The 18,849-nt window shown below is 71.8% G+C and carries 18 protein-coding genes and 3 tRNA genes; 17 read left to right on the top strand and 4 right to left on the bottom strand.

Translation table 11 applies throughout. The features are described from left to right. The first annotated feature begins 150 nt into the window (after nucleotides 1-150). The 3 genes from G514_RS0122280 to G514_RS0122290 are packed head-to-tail and all read left to right on the top strand — an operon-like array spanning nucleotide 151 to nucleotide 4,216. A complete protein-coding gene (locus G514_RS0122280) occupies nucleotides 151-2,532 on the top strand; it encodes an FdhF/YdeP family oxidoreductase (protein WP_028653548.1) in 2,382 nt (793 codons plus the stop codon). Nucleotides 2,533-2,567: 35 nt separating this feature from the next. Then, complete coding sequence (locus tag G514_RS0122285; RefSeq protein WP_028653549.1) at nucleotides 2,568-3,617, top strand: pirin family protein; 1,050 nt, start codon at nucleotides 2,568-2,570, stop codon at nucleotides 3,615-3,617. After that, a complete protein-coding gene (locus tag G514_RS0122290; protein WP_036566012.1) occupies nucleotides 3,617-4,216 on the top strand; it encodes a DNA-3-methyladenine glycosylase I in 600 nt (199 codons plus the stop codon). Before G514_RS0122285 ends, G514_RS0122290 begins: the two co-directional genes overlap by 1 nt. On the opposite strand, the gene G514_RS0122295 is transcribed toward G514_RS0122290, so the two are convergent. After that, on the bottom strand, nucleotides 4,204-6,354 hold the full coding sequence (locus G514_RS0122295; protein ID WP_028653550.1) for a malate synthase G: 2,151 nt from the start codon (nucleotides 6,352-6,354) through the stop codon (nucleotides 4,204-4,206). The genes G514_RS0122290 and G514_RS0122295 overlap by 13 nt on opposite strands. A gap of 97 nt (nucleotides 6,355-6,451) precedes the next feature. On the opposite strand from G514_RS0122295, the gene G514_RS0122300 reads away from it, so the two are divergent. The 9 genes from G514_RS0122300 (at nucleotide 6,452) to G514_RS0122340 (ending at nucleotide 12,977) form a co-directional block, all read left to right on the top strand. Then, a complete protein-coding gene (locus tag G514_RS0122300) occupies nucleotides 6,452-7,840 on the top strand; it encodes an FAD-binding oxidoreductase (protein ID WP_028653551.1) in 1,389 nt (462 codons plus the stop codon). Nucleotides 7,841-7,862: 22 nt separating this feature from the next. After that, nucleotides 7,863-9,269, top strand: coding sequence for an amidase (locus G514_RS0122305; RefSeq protein WP_036566013.1), 1,407 nt, complete (start codon nucleotides 7,863-7,865; stop codon nucleotides 9,267-9,269). Nucleotides 9,270-9,340: 71 nt separating this feature from the next. Further along, nucleotides 9,341-9,413, top strand: a tRNA-Thr gene (locus G514_RS0122310). 64 nt (nucleotides 9,414-9,477) lie between these two features. After that, nucleotides 9,478-9,551: transfer RNA gene (locus tag G514_RS0122315), tRNA-Met, on the top strand. Nucleotides 9,552-9,592: 41 nt separating this feature from the next. Next, nucleotides 9,593-9,763, top strand: coding sequence for a 50S ribosomal protein L33 (gene rpmG, locus G514_RS0122320; protein ID WP_028653553.1), 171 nt, complete (start codon nucleotides 9,593-9,595; stop codon nucleotides 9,761-9,763). 123 nt (nucleotides 9,764-9,886) lie between these two features. Further along, nucleotides 9,887-11,149 (top strand): serine/threonine-protein kinase, encoded by a 1,263-nt coding sequence (locus tag G514_RS28435; protein ID WP_051248098.1) that lies wholly within the window; start codon nucleotides 9,887-9,889, stop codon nucleotides 11,147-11,149. A gap of 26 nt (nucleotides 11,150-11,175) precedes the next feature. After that, the gene (locus tag G514_RS0122330) at nucleotides 11,176-11,574 is read left to right on the top strand and encodes an FAS1-like dehydratase domain-containing protein (RefSeq protein WP_028653554.1); all 399 of its coding nucleotides are present in this window, start codon (nucleotides 11,176-11,178) and stop codon (nucleotides 11,572-11,574) included. Nucleotides 11,575-11,584: 10 nt separating this feature from the next. After that, on the top strand, nucleotides 11,585-11,962 hold the full coding sequence (locus G514_RS0122335; RefSeq protein ID WP_028653555.1) for a MaoC/PaaZ C-terminal domain-containing protein: 378 nt from the start codon (nucleotides 11,585-11,587) through the stop codon (nucleotides 11,960-11,962). Next, nucleotides 11,955-12,977, top strand: coding sequence for a UDP-N-acetylmuramate dehydrogenase (locus G514_RS0122340; protein ID WP_028653556.1), 1,023 nt, complete (start codon nucleotides 11,955-11,957; stop codon nucleotides 12,975-12,977). The genes G514_RS0122335 and G514_RS0122340 overlap by 8 nt, the downstream gene beginning before the upstream one ends. Nucleotides 12,978-12,986: 9 nt before the next feature. On the opposite strand, the gene G514_RS0122345 is transcribed toward G514_RS0122340, so the two are convergent. From G514_RS0122345 to G514_RS0122355, 3 genes are read right to left on the bottom strand one after another with little or no spacing between them, the layout of a single operon-like run. Next, nucleotides 12,987-13,526 carry a hypothetical protein gene (locus tag G514_RS0122345; RefSeq protein ID WP_028653557.1) on the bottom strand — a complete coding sequence of 180 codons (540 nt, stop codon included), beginning with the start codon at nucleotides 13,524-13,526 and terminating at the stop codon, nucleotides 12,987-12,989. 13 nt (nucleotides 13,527-13,539) lie between these two features. Further along, nucleotides 13,540-14,565, bottom strand: a complete 1,026-nt coding sequence (locus tag G514_RS0122350) for an adenosine deaminase (RefSeq protein ID WP_028653558.1) — start codon at nucleotides 14,563-14,565, stop codon at nucleotides 13,540-13,542. Then, nucleotides 14,558-15,820: an aspartate aminotransferase type Ic gene (locus tag G514_RS0122355; RefSeq protein ID WP_028653559.1), complete on the bottom strand. Its 1,263-nt coding sequence runs from the start codon at nucleotides 15,818-15,820 to the stop codon at nucleotides 14,558-14,560. The genes G514_RS0122350 and G514_RS0122355 overlap by 8 nt, the downstream gene beginning before the upstream one ends. Before the next feature lie 218 nt (nucleotides 15,821-16,038). Here G514_RS0122355 and G514_RS0122360 point away from each other — a divergent pair. From G514_RS0122360 to rplA, 5 genes are all read left to right on the top strand, one after another. Continuing rightward, nucleotides 16,039-16,111 (top strand) — tRNA-Trp (locus tag G514_RS0122360). A gap of 71 nt (nucleotides 16,112-16,182) precedes the next feature. Further along, on the top strand, nucleotides 16,183-16,449 hold the full coding sequence (gene secE, locus G514_RS0122365; protein ID WP_028653560.1) for a preprotein translocase subunit SecE: 267 nt from the start codon (nucleotides 16,183-16,185) through the stop codon (nucleotides 16,447-16,449). 45 nt (nucleotides 16,450-16,494) lie between these two features. Beyond that, nucleotides 16,495-17,547 (top strand): transcription termination/antitermination protein NusG, encoded by a 1,053-nt coding sequence (nusG, locus tag G514_RS0122370; protein WP_028653561.1) that lies wholly within the window; start codon nucleotides 16,495-16,497, stop codon nucleotides 17,545-17,547. A 90-nt stretch (nucleotides 17,548-17,637) separates the two neighbouring features. Continuing rightward, nucleotides 17,638-18,072, top strand: a complete 435-nt coding sequence (rplK, locus tag G514_RS0122375; RefSeq protein ID WP_028653562.1) for a 50S ribosomal protein L11 — start codon at nucleotides 17,638-17,640, stop codon at nucleotides 18,070-18,072. Between the two features lies 1 nt (nucleotide 18,073). Continuing rightward, a complete protein-coding gene (rplA, locus tag G514_RS0122380) occupies nucleotides 18,074-18,793 on the top strand; it encodes a 50S ribosomal protein L1 (protein WP_028653563.1) in 720 nt (239 codons plus the stop codon). Nucleotides 18,794-18,849 lie beyond the last annotated feature (56 nt).

Raw genomic sequence — 18,849 nt, forward strand, 5'->3', positions numbered from 1 at the left:
GGCGCCGGTCGCAGAAGACCGGCGCGCGTTGCGAATCGCGCTGAACATAGCCCTTCCGTTCGGCACATGACAGGACCTAGACGGGCCATTCGTGGGGCTGGTTCCCGCCCGCGGGTGCTGCGGCCCACCCCACCGAGCAAGGATGGGACCATGACCCGCAAGCCCCCTCGCAGCGACATCGACGAGAACGACCTCGACATCACGGGCGCCCAGGAGCACGCGGCCGGCCCTACCGCGGTCGCGGTGACCATGAAGCGGGCGATCGAGCAGATGGGGCTGCGGCGTACGACGGCGACGCTGCGCAAGCTCAACCAGGTCGACGGCTTCGACTGCCAGGGCTGCGCCTGGCCGGACCCCTCGCCGGAGCGCCGGCACCACGCCGAGTTCTGCGAGAACGGCGGCAAGGCGGTCACCGAGGAGGCCACCCTGCGCCGGGTCGGCCGCGAGTTCTTCGCCGCCCACCCGATCGCCGAGCTGCGCGAGCGCACCGACTACTGGCTGGGCCAGCAGGGCCGCATCGTCGAGCCGATGGTGCTGCGCGCCGGCGCCACCCACTACGAGCCGATCTCGTGGGACGACGCGTTCGCGATGGTCGCGGGCCATCTCCAGGGCCTGGACTCGCCCGACCAGGCGGTGTTCTACACCTCCGGCAGGACGTCCAACGAGGCGGCGTTCGCCTACCAGCTCTTCGTCCGGGCCTTCGGCACCAACAACCTGCCCGACTGCTCCAACATGTGCCACGAGTCGACCTCGGTGGCGCTCGCCGAGGTGATCGGCATCGGGAAGGCGTCGGTGACGATCGACGACGTCCACCACGCCGGGCTGATCGTGATCGCCGGCCAGAACCCCGGCAGCAACCACCCGCGGATGCTGAGCGCGCTCGAGATCGCAAAGAAGAACGGCGCGAAGATCATCGCGATCAACCCGCTCAAGGAGGCCGGGCTGGTCCGCTTCAAGAACCCGCAGCGACCGAAGGGGATGGTGGGGTCCGGCACGGGCATGGCCGACCTCTACCTCCCGGTGCGCATCAACGGCGACCTCGCGCTCTTCCAGGCGCTGGCCGCCCTGCTGCTCGAGTGGGGCCACGTCGACCACGACTTCGTGCAGCAGTACACCCACGGCTTCGAGGAGTACGCCGCGCACCTGCGCGAGCTCGACTGGGACCTCGTGCTGCGCTCGACCGGGCTCGCCCGCGGGCAGATCGAGGAGGCGGCGCGGATGATCGCCGCGTCCGACAAGACGATCTACTGCTGGGCGATGGGCGTCGTGCAGCACCGCAACGGCGTCGCGACGGTGAAGGAGATCGCCAACCTCGCGTTCCTGCGCGGGGACATCGGCAAGCCGGGCGCCGGGCTGTTCCCCGTGCGCGGGCACTCCAACGTGCAGGGCGACCGCACGATGGGCATCTGGGAGCGGCCACCCCAGCACTTCCTCGACGCGATCCGCGACGAGTTCGGCTTCGAGCCGCCGCGCGAGCACGGCCTCGACTCCGTCGCCGCGGTGAAGGCCTTCCGCGACGGCGACGCGAAGGTCTTCTTCGGCATGGGCGGCAACTTCGTCTCGGCCATGTCCGACACGGTGGTCACCGAGGACGCGCTGCGGCGCGCCGACCTGACCGTGCACGTGTCGACCAAGCCCAACCGGTCGCACGTGGTCCACGGCCGCGAGGCGCTGATCCTGCCCGCGCTGGGCCGCAGCGAGAAGGACCTCACCGGCGGGCGTCCCCAGCGGGTCACGGTCGAGGACTCGCTGTGTGCGGTGCACTCCTCGCAGGGTCCGCTGAAGCCCGCCTCCGACCAGCTGCGGTCGGAGGTCGACATCATCTGCTCGCTCGCCCTCGCCACGATCGGCGACCGGCACGGCATCCCGTGGGCTGGCTTCCGCGACGACTACAGCGAGATCCGGCGCCGGATCGCCCGGGTGGTGCCCGGTTGCGCGGCGTACGACCAGAAGGTCGACCAGCCCGGTGGCTTCGTGCTGCCGCACCCGCCGCGCGACACCCGCACGTTCCCCACCAAGAAGGACCGGGCGATCTTCACGGTCAGCCCGACCGAGGTGCTCGAGGTCCCCGACGGACGGCTGCTGCTCGCGACGATCCGCTCCCACGACCAGTTCAACACCACGATCTACGGCCTCGACGACCGCTACCGCGGCATCAAGGGCGGCCGGCAGGTGGTGCTGGTCAACCCCCAGGACATCGAGGCGCTCGGCCTGCGCGACGGCCAGCACGTCGACATCGTGAGCGAGTGGGAGGACGGGTCGGTGCGGGTGGCCGAGCGGTTCCGGGTCGTCTCCTACGACACCCCGGTCGGGTGCGCGGGTGCCTACTACCCCGAGACGAACTCGTTGGTGCCGCTGGACTCCAAAGCGATCGGGAGCAACCAGCCGGCGTACAAGTCGATCGTGGTCCGGCTGGTGCCCAGCGCTCCCGACGCGCCTGGCCAGGACCGCCCGGAGAGCGCGTCGACCGAGGTCTCGCCCGAGGGCGGCGAGGAGCCGAAGCGCTACGTGCAGCCCCACCACCTGAGCTGAACGCGGCTGTCGCCACCCCGCGCCACAATGACGGGGTGAGCAACCTCGAGGACAGGCCCGACGCCGTCGAGAGCACCACGCACCCAGCGAGGGGCATCGAGGTGATGTCGCCGCGCGACGTGCCGCTCGGCGGGCCGCGGGCGATGACCGTGCGCCGCACCCTCCCGCAGCGCGAGCGCTCGCTCATCGGTGCGTGGTGCTTCCTCGACCACTACGGCCCCGACCCGGTCGCCGACACCGGCGGCATGAACGTCCCGCCGCACCCGCACACCGGGCTGCAGACCGTGTCGTGGCTGTTCACCGGCGAGGTCGAGCACCGCGACAGCGCCGGCCACCACGCGATGGTGCGGCCGGGCGAGCTCAACCTCATGACCGCGGGCCACGGCATCAGCCACTCGGAGGTGTCGACGGCCGACACCACGGTCCTGCACGGTGCGCAGCTCTGGGTCGCACTGCCCTCCGACGCGCGGGACGGTGCTCCGGGCTTCGCGCACCACGCGCCCGAGGCGGTGCGTGGCGCGGGGTGGGAGGCGCGGGTCTTCCTGGGCTCGCTGCTCGGCGAGACCTCACCGGTGCCGACCGCGACCCCGCTGCTCGGCGCCGAGCTGGTCCTCGCCGCGGGCACCGAACTGCACCTCGACGTCGACCCGGCCTTCGAGCACGGCGTGCTCGTCGACACCGGCGTGGTCTCCGTCGGTGACGTCGAGGCCAAGCAGCACGAGCTCGCCTACCTCTCGCCGGGCTCGCAGCGGCTCACGATCGAGGCCGTCGCCGATGCCCGCCTGCTGCTGCTGGGCGGGCCGCCGTTCGGCGAGGCCATCGTCATGTGGTGGAACTTCGTCGGGCGCACCCACGAGGAGGTCGTCGCCTTCCGCGAGGAGTGGCAGGCCCAGGTGCTCGACGACGACGGCGCCGCCCGCGACCCCGGCGACGCCGGCGGCCTGCGCGAGGGCGCCGCCCACGAGCGGGTGGTCGCCGACTCCCAGCTGGTCCGGCCGGGCCGGTTCGGCGTGGTCGTCGGCGACCACTCGCCGCCGATCCCAGCCCCGCCGCTGCCCAACGCGCGCCTGAAGGAGCGCCGCTGATGCCCGGAGCGGTGACCGGCGAGGACGGCGTCGCCCGCTGCCCGTGGGGCAGCGGCGCGGGCGTGATGCGCGACTACCACGACACCGAGTGGGGCAATCGCGTGCACGGCGAGTCGGCGTACCTCGAGCGGCTCACGCTGGAGGCTTTCCAGTCCGGGTTGTCCTGGTCGACGATCCTCCACAAGCGCGAGGCGTTCCGCGAGGTGTTCCACGGCTTCGACGCCGACGCGGTCGCGGCGTTCGGGGCGGACGACGAGGCCCGGCTGATGGCCGACGCCCGCATCGTCCGCAACCGCGCGAAGATCTCGGCGGCGGTCGTCAACGCCCGGGCCACGGTCGCCCTGCGCGACGCGCCCGACCTCGACGGCGGCCTCGAGTCGCTGGTGCTGTCGTTCGCGCCCGACGAGCCCCCGGCGCCGAGCACGAGCGAGGAGATGCAGACGACCTCGCCGGAGTCGAAGGCGCTGTCGAAGGAGCTCAAGAGGCGCGGCTTCGCGTTCGTCGGCCCCACGACGATGTTCGCGCTGATGGAGGCGATCGGCGTCTTCGACCCCCACCTGGTGGGCTGCTTCCGGCGGGGTGCCGGTCAGTCGGTCTGACCGGCCTTCAGCGCCCGCCGGCGCCGGTGCAGGATCGGCTCGGTGTAGCCCGAGGGCTGCTCGAGCCCCTCGAAGACGAGGTCGTGCGCCGCGCCGAACGCCTCGCCGTCGTACGCCGACCCCATCGGGCGGTAGCCCGGCCCGGCCTGCTGCTCGTCGACCACGTCGGCCATCCGGCGCAATACCGCCTCGACCTCGTCGGCGCTGACCACGCCGTGGCGCAGCCAGTTGGCGACGTGCTGGGAGGAGATGCGGCAGGTGGCGCGGTCCTCCATCAGGGCGGTGCCGTGGATGTCGGGCACCTTGGAGCAGCCGACGCCGTCGTCGATCCAGCGCTTCACGTAGCCGAGGATCCCCTGCAGGTTGTTCTCGATCTCGGCGGTGCGGTCCTCGTCGGACCAGCCCGCGACCTCGTCCGGCTCCGCCAGCGGCACCGTCAGCAGCTGCTCGATCGTCGTGCGCCGGCCGCCGGCGAGCTCGTCCTGGCGGGCCGACACGTCCACCTGGTGGTAGTGCAGCGCGTGCAGCGTGGCCGCGGTCGGCGACGGCACCCAGGCGCACGAGGCGCCGGCCTGCGGGTGGCCGATCTTCTGGTCGAGCATCGCGGCCATCTCGTCGGGCATCGCCCACATGCCCTTGCCGATCTGGGCGCGGCCCTTCAGCCCGCACGCGAGGCCGATGTCGACGTTCTGGTCCTCGTAGGCCTTGATCCACTCGGTCGACTTCATGTCGCCCTTGCGGACCATCGCGCCGCCCAGCATCGAGGTGTGCAGCTCGTCGCCGGTGCGGTCGAGGAACCCGGTGTTGATGAACGCCACCCGGCCGCGCGCCGCGTGGATGCAGGCCTTGAGGTTGGCCGACGTGCGGCGCTCCTCGTCCATGATCCCGAGCTTGATCGTGCCGCGGCCCAGCCCGAGCAGGTCCTCGACGGCGGCGAAGAGGTCATCGGTGAAGGTGACCTCGTCGGGGCCGTGCATCTTGGGCTTCACGGCGTACATCGAGCCGGTCCGCGAGTTGGCGAGCTCGCCGCGGCCCTGGAGGTCGACCAGGCTGCACAGCGCGGTCATGACGGCGTCGAGCACGCCCTCCGGCACCTCGTCGCCGTCGAGGAGCACGGCGTCGGTCGTCATCAGGTGGCCGACCTGCCGCACGAACAGCAGCGACCGGCCGGGCAGCACGATCTGGCCGCCGGGGCCGTCGTAGAGGCGGTCCTCGGCCAGGCCGCGGGTGAACGACGACGCGCCCTTGGAGACCTCGGCGGTCAGCGTGCCCTGGTTGAGCAGCAGCCAGTTGCGGTAGCCCGCGACCTTGTCGTCCGGGTCGACCGCGGCGACGGAGTCCTCGAGGTCCATGATCGTGGAGACGGCCGCCTCGAGGAGCAGGTCCTTGACCCCGGCGGCGTCGTCCTTGCCGATCGTGTCGGAGCGGTCGACCTGGATCTCGACGTGCAGGCCGTGGTGCACGAGCAGGACGGCCTCGGGCGCGTCGGGCTCGCCGCGCCAGCCGACCAGCTGGCCGGGGTCGGCGAGCGCCGGGCTCAGGGCGCCGCCGTCGACGACGTAGGCCGTCACGTCGGTGTGGCTGCCCTCGGCCAGCGGGAAGTGCTCGTCGAGGAATGCGCGGGCCCGGGCGATCACCGCCGCGCCGCGCGTCGGGTTGTACGACGAGCCCTTCTCCTTGCCGTCGGCCTCGTCGATGACGTCGGTGCCGTAGAGCGCGTCGTAGAGCGAGCCCCAGCGCGCGTTGGCGGCATTGGCGGCGAACCGCGCGTTGAGCACCGGTACGACGAGCTGCGGCCCGGCCTGGACGGCGACCTCCTCGTCGACGTCCTCGGTCTCGATCGTGAAGTCGTCCGGCTCGTCGACGAGGTAGCCGAGGTCGCGCAGCAGCTGGACGTACGCCGCCTGGTCGCGGACCGGTCCGGGGTTGGCGGTGTGCCACTCGTCGAGCCGGTGCTGCAGCTCGTCGCGGCGCGCGAGCAGCGCCCGGTTGCGCGGGACGAAGTCGGTGAGGATCGCCTCGACCCCGGTCCAGAAGGCTCCCTCGTCGAGGCCCGACCCCGGCAGCGCCTCGTCGCGGACGAAGGTGTGCAGCACCTCCGCGACCTGCAGCCGTCCGACGGTCACTCGGTCTCCCACGATCACTCCTCCGCTGGGTCGATTTCAGGGGTCGTCTTCAGGGTCAGATTTCAGGGGTCGTTGGCGTCTGCGCCGTGAATCGCTCAGTCTTGCCTACATGAGCGTGGACGCACAGGTCGACCTCGGGCCGCCCATCGACGAGCTCGTCGCACAGCTGGGGGACGACGTCGTCGTCACCGAGGCGGAGCGGATGGAGAAGTACCGCTGGGACCGCGCCCAGGACCCCGCCGCCGGCGTGCCGCTGGCGGTGGTGCGCGCCGGGTCGACCGAGGACGTGCAGGTGGCGGTGCGGTTCGCGGCTCAGCACGGCGTGCCGGTCGTCCCACGCGGCGCCGGCAGCGGCCTGTCCGGCGGCGCGTCCGCGGTCGAGGGCTGTCTCGTGGTCTCGACGGAGCGGATGACGGCCATCGCCATCGACCCGGTGACGCGCACGGCGGTCGTCCAGCCCGGGCTGATGAACGCCCAGGTCAAGGCGGCGGCGGCCGAGCATGACCTGTGGTACCCGCCCGACCCGTCGTCGTACGAGATCTGCTCGATCGGCGGCAACATCGCCACGAACGCCGGCGGGTTGTGCTGCGTGAAGTACGGCGTCACCACCGACTACGTGCTCGGCCTGACCGTCGTGCTCGCCGACGGCACGGCGGTCCGGCTCGGCGGCGCCCGCCTCAAGGACGTCGCGGGGCTGTCGCTCACCAAGCTCTTCGTCGGCTCCGAGGGGACGCTCGGGATCATCACCGAGATCGTGCTGCGGCTGGTCCCGCGCCAGCGGCCGCCGGCCACCCTGGTCGCGACGTTCGGCACGCTCGACGACGCGACCGGGGCGGTGCTCGCGATCACGCAGCGGCTGCGGCCCTCGATGCTGGAGTTCATGGACGGCCCGACCATCAACGCGGTCGAGGACCTCACCAAGATGGGCCTCGACCGGTCGGCGGCGGCGATGCTGGTGATCCAGTCCGACGAGCCGGCCGGCCACGCCGCCGCCGAGTGTGAGCTCATCGCGCAGCTGTGCCAGGACCACCACGCCGTCGAGGTGTTCTCCACCGACGACCCGGAGGAGGGGGAGGCCTTCGTGGTCGCCCGCCGCAACGCGATCCCGGCGGTCGAGCGCACCGGCACCCTGCTGCTCGAGGACGTCGGCGTGCCGCTGCCCGAGCTCGGCGCGCTGGTCGACGGCATCGCCGACATCTCAGCGCAGCGCGAGGTCACGATCGCCGTCATCGCCCATGCCGGCGACGGCAACACCCACCCGCTCATCGTCTTCGACCCGGCCGACGAGGACATGGCCGAGCGTGCCCGGACGGCGTACGGCGAGGTGATGGAGCTCGCCATGTCGCTCGGCGGCACGATCACCGGCGAGCACGGCGTCGGCCGCCTCAAGAAGCCGTGGCTCGGCGACTACCTCGGCCCCGACGCGATGGCCCTCAACCAGAGGATCAAGGACGCCCTCGACCCGCACGGCATCCTCAACCCGGGAGCGATGTTCTAGGTCAACCGACTACATTTCCGCCGTGACGGAGCACCGGGTCCACGCCTTCACCGACGACGCGCTCGGCGACCTCGACGCCGTCGCGCTGGTCGAAGCCCTGCACGGCGGGGCCGTGTCGATACCCGAGGTGATCGACGCGGCGATCGCGCGGGCTGAGCGGGTGCAGCCGGAGCTCAACGGCATCGCGCAGGAGGCGTTCGCGCGCGCTCGGGCCGAGGCGCAGGACCCGCGGCCCGGGTTCTTCGCCGGCGTGCCGACGTGGGTCAAGGACAACGTCGACCTCGCCGGGCTGGCGACCATGAACGGCACCGACGCCTGGGCGCCGGTCCCGGCCAGGGAGGACGGCGACTTCGCGCGGATGTACCTCGCGACCGGCCTGGTGCCGCTCGGCAAGAGCCAGCTGAGCGAGTACGGCTTCTCGCCGAGCGCCGAGCACCCGCGGATCGGCCCGGTCCGCAACCCGTGGGACACCCGGCACACGGCCGGTGCGAGCTCGGCCGGCTCGGCCGCGATGGTGGCCGCGGGCGTCGTGCCGATCGCGCACGCCAACGACGGCGGTGGGTCGATCCGGATCCCGGCGGCCGTCACGGGGCTGGTGGGGCTGAAGCCGACCCGCGGCCGGCTCGCCCAGGACGCCGTGATGCGGCAGATGCCGGTCAGGATCATCAGCGACGGCGTGCTGACCAGGAGCGTCCGCGACACCGCGGCGTTCTTCCGCGAGGCCGAGAAGATCTACCGCTCGCTGCGCCTCCCGCCGATCGGCGACCTGACCCGGCCCGCCCGGCGCCGGCTCCGCATCGGGGTCGTGACCGAGGGCGTCGGCCGGAGCGCGACGCCGGAGGTCACCGAGCTCACCCTCAAGGTCGCGGCCCAGCTCGAGGAGCTCGGCCACCGGGTCGAGCGGGTCGAGGTCCCGGTCGAGGCGTCGTTCCCCGACGACTTCCTCCTCTACTGGTCGAGCCTGGCCTTCTTCCTGCTCCGCGGCGGTCGCCGCCTGCACGGTGCGTCCTGGAACCCCGGCAACCTCGACCTGCTCAGCCACGGGCTCGCCGCCCACGCCCAGCGCAACCTCCACCGCCTGCCGGGCGCCATCCGGCGGCTGCGCGGCAGCCGCAAGGTGGCGGCCCGGTTCTTCACCGAGCACGACGTCGCGCTCACCCCGACGCTCGCTGCCGAGACCCCGCGCATCGGCTGGCTGGACCCGACGCAGTCCTACGAGCAGGTGATGGACCGGATGCTCGACTGGGTGGCGTTCACGCCGCTGCAGAACGCCACCGGCGACCCGGCCATCTCGCTGCCCCTCGGGACCACCGCCCACGGGCTGCCTCAGGGGATGATGTTCGGGGCCGGAGCGGGCTGCGAGGCCACCCTGATCGAGCTCGCCTACGAGCTCGAGGAGGCGCTCCCGTTCGCCCGCATCCAGGGCTGAGGAGCGGCCCCGATCCGGATTCGGCGAGACCGACGAGGCTGTGTAGAGTTCTCCGTCGGTGTCACCCACCGGCCCCTTTAGCTCAGTCGGCAGAGCGTCTCCATGGTAAGGAGAAGGTCTACGGTTCGATTCCGTAAAGGGGCTCTGGCACAGCGGATCCGTCATGGCGTGCGGCCAGTACGCTCGATGGAGAGGCCGTGTCCCCCGTGGCGGGGTAGCTCAGGTGGTTAGAGCACACGGCTCATAATCGTGGTGTCGCGGGTTCGAATCCCGCCCCCGCTACTACCCAGCTTCGAGCATCACCAACTACAAGGAATTCAGCCGTGGCCAGCAAGAGCTCCGACGTTCGCCCCAAGATCACGCTCGCCTGCACCGAGTGCAAGGAGCGCAACTACATCACCAAGAAGAACCGTCGCAACGACCCCGACCGGCTCGAGATGATGAAGTTCTGCCCGCGCGACCGCCGGCACACCCTGCACCGCGAGACCCGCTGACCCCAGCAGCCACACGCTCCGACCAGACCCGGCAGGGCAACCTGCCGGGTCTCGTCATGTCCGGGCGTCCGCGCGGGTACCTCACGACCGCTGAGCCCTCACGCGCGGACGGAGACACCCCGGATGACGACCGACGAACGACCCCCGGACCTGCTGGTCGCAGGCCGCTACCGGGTCGAGTCGCGCCTGGGCCGGGGTGGCATGGCCGACGTGGTGGCCGCCCACGACACCGTGCTCGACCGCCGGGTCGCGATCAAGCTCCTCCGCGAGGCGCCGGAGTCGGACGTCGCCCGGGCCCGGTTCGTGTCGGAGGCGCGCATCCTGGCCGGGATGTCCAACCCCGGGCTGGTCACCGTGCTCGACGCCGGCATCACCGGCGACCACCCCTACCTCGTCATGGAGCTGCTCCCCGGGGGCACGGTCGCCGACCTGGTCGACCGGGGCGCGCAGCCGCTCGACCGGGTGGCCGAGATCGGCGCCCAGGTGGCCACCGCCCTGGCGCCGGTGCACGCCACCGGCGTGGTGCACCGCGACATCAAGCCCGGCAACCTCCTCCTCGACGGCCAGGGCCGGGTCCGGCTCGCCGACTTCGGCATCGCCCGGCTGGTCGGCGACACGGTCCGCGTCACCGCGACAGGCACGACGATCGGCACCGCGACCTACCTGGCGCCCGAGCAGGCGTCCGGCGGCGAGGTCGGCACCCCGGCCGACATCTACGCGCTCGGCCTGGTGCTCCTCGAGCTGATCACCGGCCGGCCCGCCTTCGGCGGCACCCCGACCGAGGCCGCCCTGGCGCGGCTGACCCACGACCCCGTCGTGCCGGACCACCTGCCCGACCGCTTCGGGGACCTGCTCCGCGCGATGACCTCCCGCGACCCGGCGCTGCGGCCCACGGCAGCCGCGGTCGCGGCGGGTCTCGCACCGCTGAGTCGCACGCTCGGCGCCGCGCGGGCCGCGCAGGCGGACATCGAGACCGAGGCGACGGCGCTGGTCACCCCGCCGGTGCCGTGGTGGCAGCGGCGCGGACTGCGCGCCGGCGCCCTGGTCGGCGCCGCGGCCGTCATCGCGCTCGGGCTCTCGCTGGGCCTGCCGTACGCCGAGGCGCCCGCCACGACGCACGCGCTGCGCACGCCGGCGAGCTCGAACGGTCCGGTGCTCCCCGCCGAGGCCCCGGCCGCGGCGGCCACACCCGGCGCCCAGCCGGCCGCCGCGACCCAGCCGCGACCGCACCGGCCGACCAGGGCCAAGCACCACAGGAAGGCCCACAAGCCCAAGCACCACAAGTCCAAGCACCACAAGTCCAAGCACCACAAGCCCAAGCACCACAAGCCCGGCCACGACAAGAACCAGCACCACAAGCCGCCGAAGCACCACGGGCACCACTAGGTCACGGGCACCACTAGGTTGGGTCCATGCCTGTGGACCAGTCGCTCGTGGGCCGGTCGTTCCCGCCCACCGGTGCCGTCGAGGTCACCGCGGACCGGGTCCGCGCCTTCGCCGAGGCCACCGGGTCGTCGTACGCCGGGGGGCCTGCGCCCGCGACGTACCCGATCGTGCTCGCCTTCGAGGCCATGAACGCCTTCCTCGAGGCCGAGCAGGTCGACCTGTTCCGCATCGTGCACGGCGAGCAGCGGTTCGCCTACGAGCGGCCGATCGTGCCGGGCGACGTGCTGACGACCACCCTGAGCGTCACGAGCCTGCGCCAGATCGGCGGCGCCGACATCATCGGCACCTCCAGCGAGATCACCGACGCGAGCGGGGCGCTGGTGTGCACCGGCACCGCCACGCTGGTCCACCGGGCCGGGGAGTGAGGGGCGCGCGATGACCACCGAGCTCGAGCCGCGCACGTTCCGGGTCACCCGGCAGGACCTCGTCGCCTACGCCGAGGCCAGCGGCGACCACAACCCGATCCACCAGGACGAGCAGGTCGCCCGGAGCGTCGGCCTCCCCGGCGTGATCGCCCACGGGATGTACACGATGGCGCTGGCGGCCCGCTTCGTGGAGGAGCACGCGGGGCCAGGCCGCGTCGTCGGCTTCGGCGCCAAGTTCGTCAAGCCCGTCGTCGTGCCGGTCGAGGGCACCGAGGTGGTCGTCTCGGGAGTCCAGGAGGAGCGCGACGGCGTCGCGACCGTGACGCTGTCGGTGACCTGCGACGGCGTCGACGTGCTGCGCGGTTGCAAGGCCACGCTGCGTGACTGAGCTCCTCGCCGACCACACCACGCTCCGGCTCGGTGGGCCGGCCTCGACGTGGGTCCGCGTGACCACCGAGCAGGAGCTCGTCGAGGCGGTGAGCACCGTCGAGGGCCCGGTCCTGGTGCTCGGACGCGGCAGCAACCTCGTCGTGGCCGACGCGGGCTTCGACGGCACCGTCGTGGAGGTCGCGACGTCCGGCGTGCGCGCCGACGTCGAGGCGCACGACGACCCGACCTGCGGCGGGGCGATGGTGACGGTCGCGGCGGGGGAGTCGTGGGACGACCTCGTGGCCGCCGCCGTCGAGCGCGGCTGGGTCGGCATCGAGGCGCTCGCGGGCATCCCCGGCCACGTCGGCGCGACCCCCATCCAGAACGTCGGCGCCTACGGCCAGGAGGTCTCGCAGACCATCGCGCAGGTGCGGGTGTGGGACCGCGTGCTCCGGGGGGTGCGCACCTTCGCCAACGCCGACTGCGGCTTCGGCTACCGGACCTCCCGGTTCAAGGTCGACCCCGACCGGCACGTCGTCCTCGACGTGACCTTCCAGCTGCGGCAGGGCAGCCTCGGTGCGCCGGTGCAGTACGCCGAGCTGGCCCGCACCCTCGGCGTCGAGCAGGGCGGTCGCGCCCCGCTGGCCGACGTCCGGGCCGCGGTGCTGGAGCTGCGCCGGAGCAAGGGCATGGTGCTCGACGCCGACGACCACGACACGTGGAGCGCGGGCTCCTTCTTCACCAACCCGGTGGTCGACGAGGCCGCCGTTCCCGGCGGCGCCCCCGCCTGGCCGCAGCCCGACGGCCGGGTCAAGACGAGCGCCGCCTGGCTGATCGAGCACGCCGGCTTCTCCAAGGGGTACGGCGCCGGGCCGGTCGGCCTGTCGACCAAGCACACCCTCGCCCTCACCAACCGCGGCGGTGCGACGACCGAGCAGCTGCTGGCGCTCGCCCGCGAGGTCCGCGACGGCGTCGAGGCGACGCACGGCATCCGGCTGGTCAACGAGCCGGTGCTGGTCGGCGTCGAGCTCTGAGGTCTCCCGCTAGACGAGGGAGTAGTCGGTGTAGCCGATCCACACGGCCAGCCCGACGAGCAGCGCGATGCAGACGAACCCGATGATCGACATCACGATGCCCATCCACATCCCCGTCCTGGCCGCGCCCAGGTTGCCGTAGATCCCGGGCCGGCGCTCGATCTCGCGGACGGCCTTGGCGCCGATGCCCCACGCGAACGGCGCGCAGAAGAGGCCCGGGATCGTGATGCAGCACACCGGCGTGAGCACCAGCGAGGCGATCGAGATGATGCCGAGCACCAGCGAGGTGGTCGCACCCTTGTGGTTGAGCGACCCCGGGTAGGCCGCGCCGTACGCCGGTGTCCAGCCGGGCTGGAACCCGCCCTGGTAGCCGTAGGGCACCGGTCCGACGGTGGGGCTCGTCATCGGCGGCGGAGGGGCGGAGGGAGCCACGTAGCCGGGCCCGGACGGCTGGGCCGCCGGCCCCGAGGGGGAGACGAGCGGGTCGTCCTGCGAGTCGTCGCCGTAGGGCCGGTGCGTGAACGGCGCGGTCTCCTCGGGGTCGCTCACGGGTCAGATGATGTCAGGGCCGGGCGAGCCACTGATCGATCCCGGCGAGGAGTCGCGTCCGCACGTCGTCCGGCGCCGAGGAGGCACGCACCGACATTCGCGCGAGCTCGGCGAGCTGGTCGTCGGCGAGGTCGTGGGCGGCTCGCATGGCGGCGTACTGGCCGAGCAGGCGGGAGCCGAACAGCAGCGGGTCGTCGGCGCCCAGGGCCACCGTCGCGCCGGCCTCGAGCAGGGTGGGCAGCGGCACCGACGAGAGGTCGGAGTAGACGCCGAGCGCGACGTTGCTGACCGGGCACACCTCGAGGGCGACGCCGGCCGAGACGATGCGGTCGAGCAGCGCGGGGTCCTCCGCGGAGCGCACCCCGTGGCCCAGTCGCTGGGCGTGGAGCGCGTCGAGGCAGGTCGCGATGTGCTCGGGACCACGCAGCTCACCGCCGTGGGGCACCAGCCTGAGACCGGCCCGCTCGGCGATCCGGAAGGCGCCGGCGAAGTCGGAGGTCGAGCCGCGGCGCTCGTCGTTGGAGAGCCCGAAGCCGACCACGCCGCGGCCGGCGTACTGCCCGGCGAGCCGGGCCAGCGTCCGCGCGTCGAGCGGGTGGCGGGTGCGGTTGGCGGCGATGACGACCGCCATGGCGAGCCCGGTCTGCTCCGACGCGGAGCGCACCGCGTCCAGCACCAGGTCGGTGAACGCCGTGATCCCGCCGAAGCGCGCGGCGTAGCCGCTGGGGTCGACCTGGATCTCCAGCCACCCACCGCCGTCGGCGACGTCGTCCTCGGCGGCCTCGAGGACCAGCCGGCGCACGTCGCCCTCGGTGCGCAGCACCGACCGGGCCACGTCGTAGAGGCGCTGGAAGCGGAACCAGCCCTTCTCGTCGGCGGCCGAGAGCTGCGGCGGCCACTCGGAGACCAGCTGGTCGGGCAGCCGGATGCCGTCGCGCTCGGCGAGCTCGAGCAGCGTGGCGTGGCGCATCGAGCCCGTGAAGTGCAGGTGCAGGTGCGCCTTCGGGAGCTCGCGCAGCGGGCGGCTGTCGCTATCCAACCAGCTTCTCCGCGGCGGCCAGTCGCGCGCAGACGGCCACCGCGTGGGTGGCCGCCTCGACCTCGGGCGGTTCGGGGAACGTCGGCGCGAGCCGGATGTTGCGGTCGCGAGGGTCCTGGCCGTGGGGGAACGACGAGCCGGCCTGGGTCAGCGCGACGCCCGCCTCCTTGGCCAGCTCGATCACCCGCGCCGCGGTGCCGTCGAGCACGTCGAGGCTGATGAAGTAGCCACCGGTCGGCTCGGTCCACGAGGCGATGCCGAGCCCCCCGAGCTCGTCGCGCAGCACGCGGAGGACCGAGTCGAACTTCGGGGCGACGATCTCGCGGTGCCGGCGCATGTGGTCGCGGACGCCCTGCGCCGACCCGAAGAACTGCGCGTGCCGCAGCTGGTTGACCTTGTCGGGGCCGATCGAGCCCTTGCCGAGGTGCCCGAGGTACCACTTCACGGTCTCGACCGACCCGGCCAGGAACGCGACGCCGGCGCCCGCGAAGGTGATCTTGGACGTCGAGGCGAACATGATCGGCCGGTGCGGGTGGCCCGCGGCCGACGCGAGCGACAGGATGTCGGCGCTCTTGGCCTCGGCCTCGGTGAGGTGGTGGAACGCGTAGGCGTTGTCCCACAGGATCTTGAAGTCCGGCGCCGCCGTCGTCATCGAGGCGAGCCGCTCGGCGACCTCCTGGGTCACGATCGAGCCGCTGGGGTTGGCGTAGGTCGGCACCACCCAGATGCCCTTGATGCTCGGGTCCTTGCCCGCCAGCTCGGCGACGGCGTCGGGGTCCGGCCCGTCGGCGTTCATCGGCACGGTCACCATCTCGATGCCGAACCAGTCGAGGAGCGTGAAGTGCCGGTCGTAGCCCGGCACCGGGCAGATGAAGCGGACCTTCTCCTCCGCGCCCCAGGCCCGCTCGCCGTCGACGGCGCCCTTGAGCCACAGGTCGGTCAGGACCTCGCGCATCATCACCAGGCTCGAGCTGCCCCCCGCCACGACCTGCTCGGGCTCGACCCACAGGAGGTCGGCGAACATGGCGCGCAGCTCGGCGATGCCCTCGAGTCCGCCGTAGTTGCGGGTGTCGACGCCGGCCTGGTCGACCACGCCGTGCGGCAGGTCCAGCAGCGCGTTGGAGAGGTCGAGCTGGGCGGCGGCGGGCTTGCCCCGGGTCAGGTCGAGCGAGAGCCCCTGCGCCACGAGCTCGTCGTAGGCCGCCCGCGCCTCGGAGAGGAACTCCGCCAGCTCCTCGGCGGAACGTTCGGTCAACGGCGTGCGTTGGCGAGGAGACGACGTGCTCTGCGAGGTCCCGGAAGCGGTCACGCTGCCATCGTCCCAGACCTGTGCGGGGCCCCGCAGCGGCGGGGAGTTCGCACTCGTCCGGCCTTCCCCGTAGACTTCCCGATTGGTGGTTTCCCACAGGCTTTGCCATGCCCCCGGGCAGGTCGGCCGCAATGGTCGAGCAGTGGTCGACGAGGGAGACCCGGAGGGCACTAGCTCAACTGGCAGAGCATCGGTCTCCAAAACCGAAGGTTGGGGGTTCAAGTCCCTCGTGCCCTGCAAGAAGCGCACCCAGCACGACGACAGCACGACGACAGCACCGACATACACGAAGGAACGAGGCGAACAGCGTGACGGACAGCAAGGCGGTTCCCGGGCCGCGCGAGCGCGGGTCACGTGATTCCGGGCGGTCCGACAAGCGCACCAGCCCGACGACCTTCTACCGGCAGGTCGTGGCCGAGCTGCGCAAGGTCGTCTGGCCGACCCAGGAGCAGCTCGTCACCTACTTCATCGTCGTGATGATCTTCGTCGTGATCATGATGACGATCGTCTCGCTGCTCGACCTGGGGCTCGGCAAGCTGGCGTTCGCGATCTTCGACGGCCGCAGCGCCGAGTAGCACCCGCCAGACCGAGGCCGGCAGGACGGCCACCCCAGCATTCGAGTGATGGAGCGACACGTGTCGGAGCAGTACGACGAGCAGGACGAGCCCTCGGTGGACACCGCCGAGGACGCCGCTGACGTCGAGGAGACCACCAGCGAGGCCGAGCAGGCCGAGACCGGTTCCGGCCTCGAGCCCGGCGAGAGCCCCGACCCCGAGCTCGAGGACCAGTACGGCGAGCCCGACGACGGCCCCGAGATCGAGGACGACCCGCGGCTCGACGCCGAGGTCACCGACGAGACCACCGACCTCGAGATGGGTCTCGACGACCGCGAGGACGGCGGCCTGACCTCCCGTGGGCTGTCCGAGGCCGACGAGCCCGTCAGCGCCGAGAGCGCCGAGGTCGACGACGACGACGACGCTGACGCTGAGGCCGACGACGACGCCGACGACGCCGACGACGACGCCGAGTCCGGCGAACCGGCCGCGTCCGACCCGCTCGAGGACTTCCGCCGCGAGCTGTGGGCCAAGCCGGGCGACTGGTTCGTGGTGCACACCTACTCCGGCATGGAGAACCGGGTGAAGTCCAACCTCGAGAACCGCATCATCTCCCTCAACATGGAGGACTACATCCACGAGATCGTGGTCCCCACCGAAGAGGTCGCCGAGATCAAGAACGGCCAGCGCAAGATGGTCAAGCGGACCGTCCTGCCCGGCTACGTCCTGGTCCGGATGGACCTCACCGACGAGTCGTGGGCAGCGGTCCGCCACACCCCGTCGGTGACCGGGTTCGTCGGCCACAGCCACCAGCCGGTGCCGCTGAGCATGTCCGAGGTCGAGAACATGCTGGCCCCGGCCGTCGTGGCCCGCGCCGAGGCCGAGGCCGTCGCCGCCGGCACCGCCGCGCCCGGCACGGCGTCCGCGACCAAGAAGCCGGTCGAGGTGGCCGACTTCGACGTCTCCGACTCGGTGATGGTCGTCGACGGCCCGTTCGCGACGCTGCACGCGACGATCACCGAGATCAACCCGGAGTCCCAGCGCGTCAAGGCGCTGGTCGAGATCTTCGGCCGGGAGACCCCGGTCGAGCTCAGCTTCAGTCAAATCCAGAAAGTCTGAAGCGCGCCCGGCTCACTCCGGGACAACAGAAGAAGTGGCAGAGCGACCTACGAGCGCTCGTCATGACCACAAGAGGAAAGAAGTAGAGCAATGCCCCCCAAGAAGAAGATCGCTGCCCTGGTCAAGGTGCAGCTCCAGGCCGGTGCCGCGACGCCGGCCCCGCCGGTCGGTACCGCCCTCGGTCCCCACGGCGTCAACATCATGGACTTCTGCAAGGCCTACAACGCGCAGACCGAGTCCATGCGCGGCAACGTCATCCCGGTCGAGATCACGATCTACGAGGACCGGTCGTTCACGTTCATCACCAAGACCCCTCCGGCCGCCGAGCTGATCAAGAAGGCCGCCGGCCTCAGCAAGGGCTCGGGCGTCCCGCACAAGGAGAAGGTCGGCAAGCTGACCAAGGACCAGGTGCGCGACATCGCCCAGACCAAGCTGCCCGACCTGAACGCCAACGACATCGACGCCGCGATGAAGATCGTGGAGGGCACCGCCCGCTCCATGGGTGTCACCACGGAGGGGAACTGACATGCAGCGCAGCAAGACCTACCGCGCGGCGGCCGAGACGTTCGACAAGGACGAGCTCCACGCCCCGCTGACGGCGATCAAGATCGCCAAGACCTCCAGCAAGAAGAAGTTCGACGAGACCGTCGACGTCGTCATGCGCCTCGGGGTCGACCCCCGCAAGGCCGACCAGATGGTGCGCGGCACCGTCAACCTGCCCCACGGCACCGGCAAGACGGCACGCGTGCTCGTGTTCGCGAACGCCGACAAGGCCGACGCCGCCCGTGAGGCCGGCGCCGACATCGTCGGTGGCGACGAGCTCATCGAGAAGGTGAACGGCGGCTGGCTCGAGTTCGACGCCGTCGTCGCGACGCCCGACATGATGGGCAAGGTGGGCCGGCTCGGCCGCGTCCTCGGCCCGCGTGGCCTGATGCCCAACCCCAAGACCGGCACGGTCACGCCCGACCCGGCCAAGGCCGTGACGGACATCAAGGGCGGCAAGATCGAGTTCCGCGTCGACCGCCACGCCAACCTGCACTTCATCATCGGGAAGGCCTCCTTCTCCGAGGTGGCGCTGGCGGAGAACTACGCCGCCGCGCTCGAGGAGGTGCTGCGGCTCAAGCCGGCCAGCTCCAAGGGCCGCTACATCCGCAAGGTGACGGTCTCGACGACCATGGGCCCCGGTGTCCAGGTCGACCCCAACCGCACCAAGAACGTCACCTCCGAGGACGCCGCCGAGGAGTGACAGCGATGACCGGGGTCAGGCAGCTCTTCTCCGGTTTCCGCGAATTTTCGGTCAGC

Source organism: Nocardioides halotolerans DSM 19273 (assembly GCF_000422805.1).
GTDB classification, from domain to species: Bacteria; Actinomycetota; Actinomycetes; order Propionibacteriales; family Nocardioidaceae; genus Nocardioides; species Nocardioides halotolerans.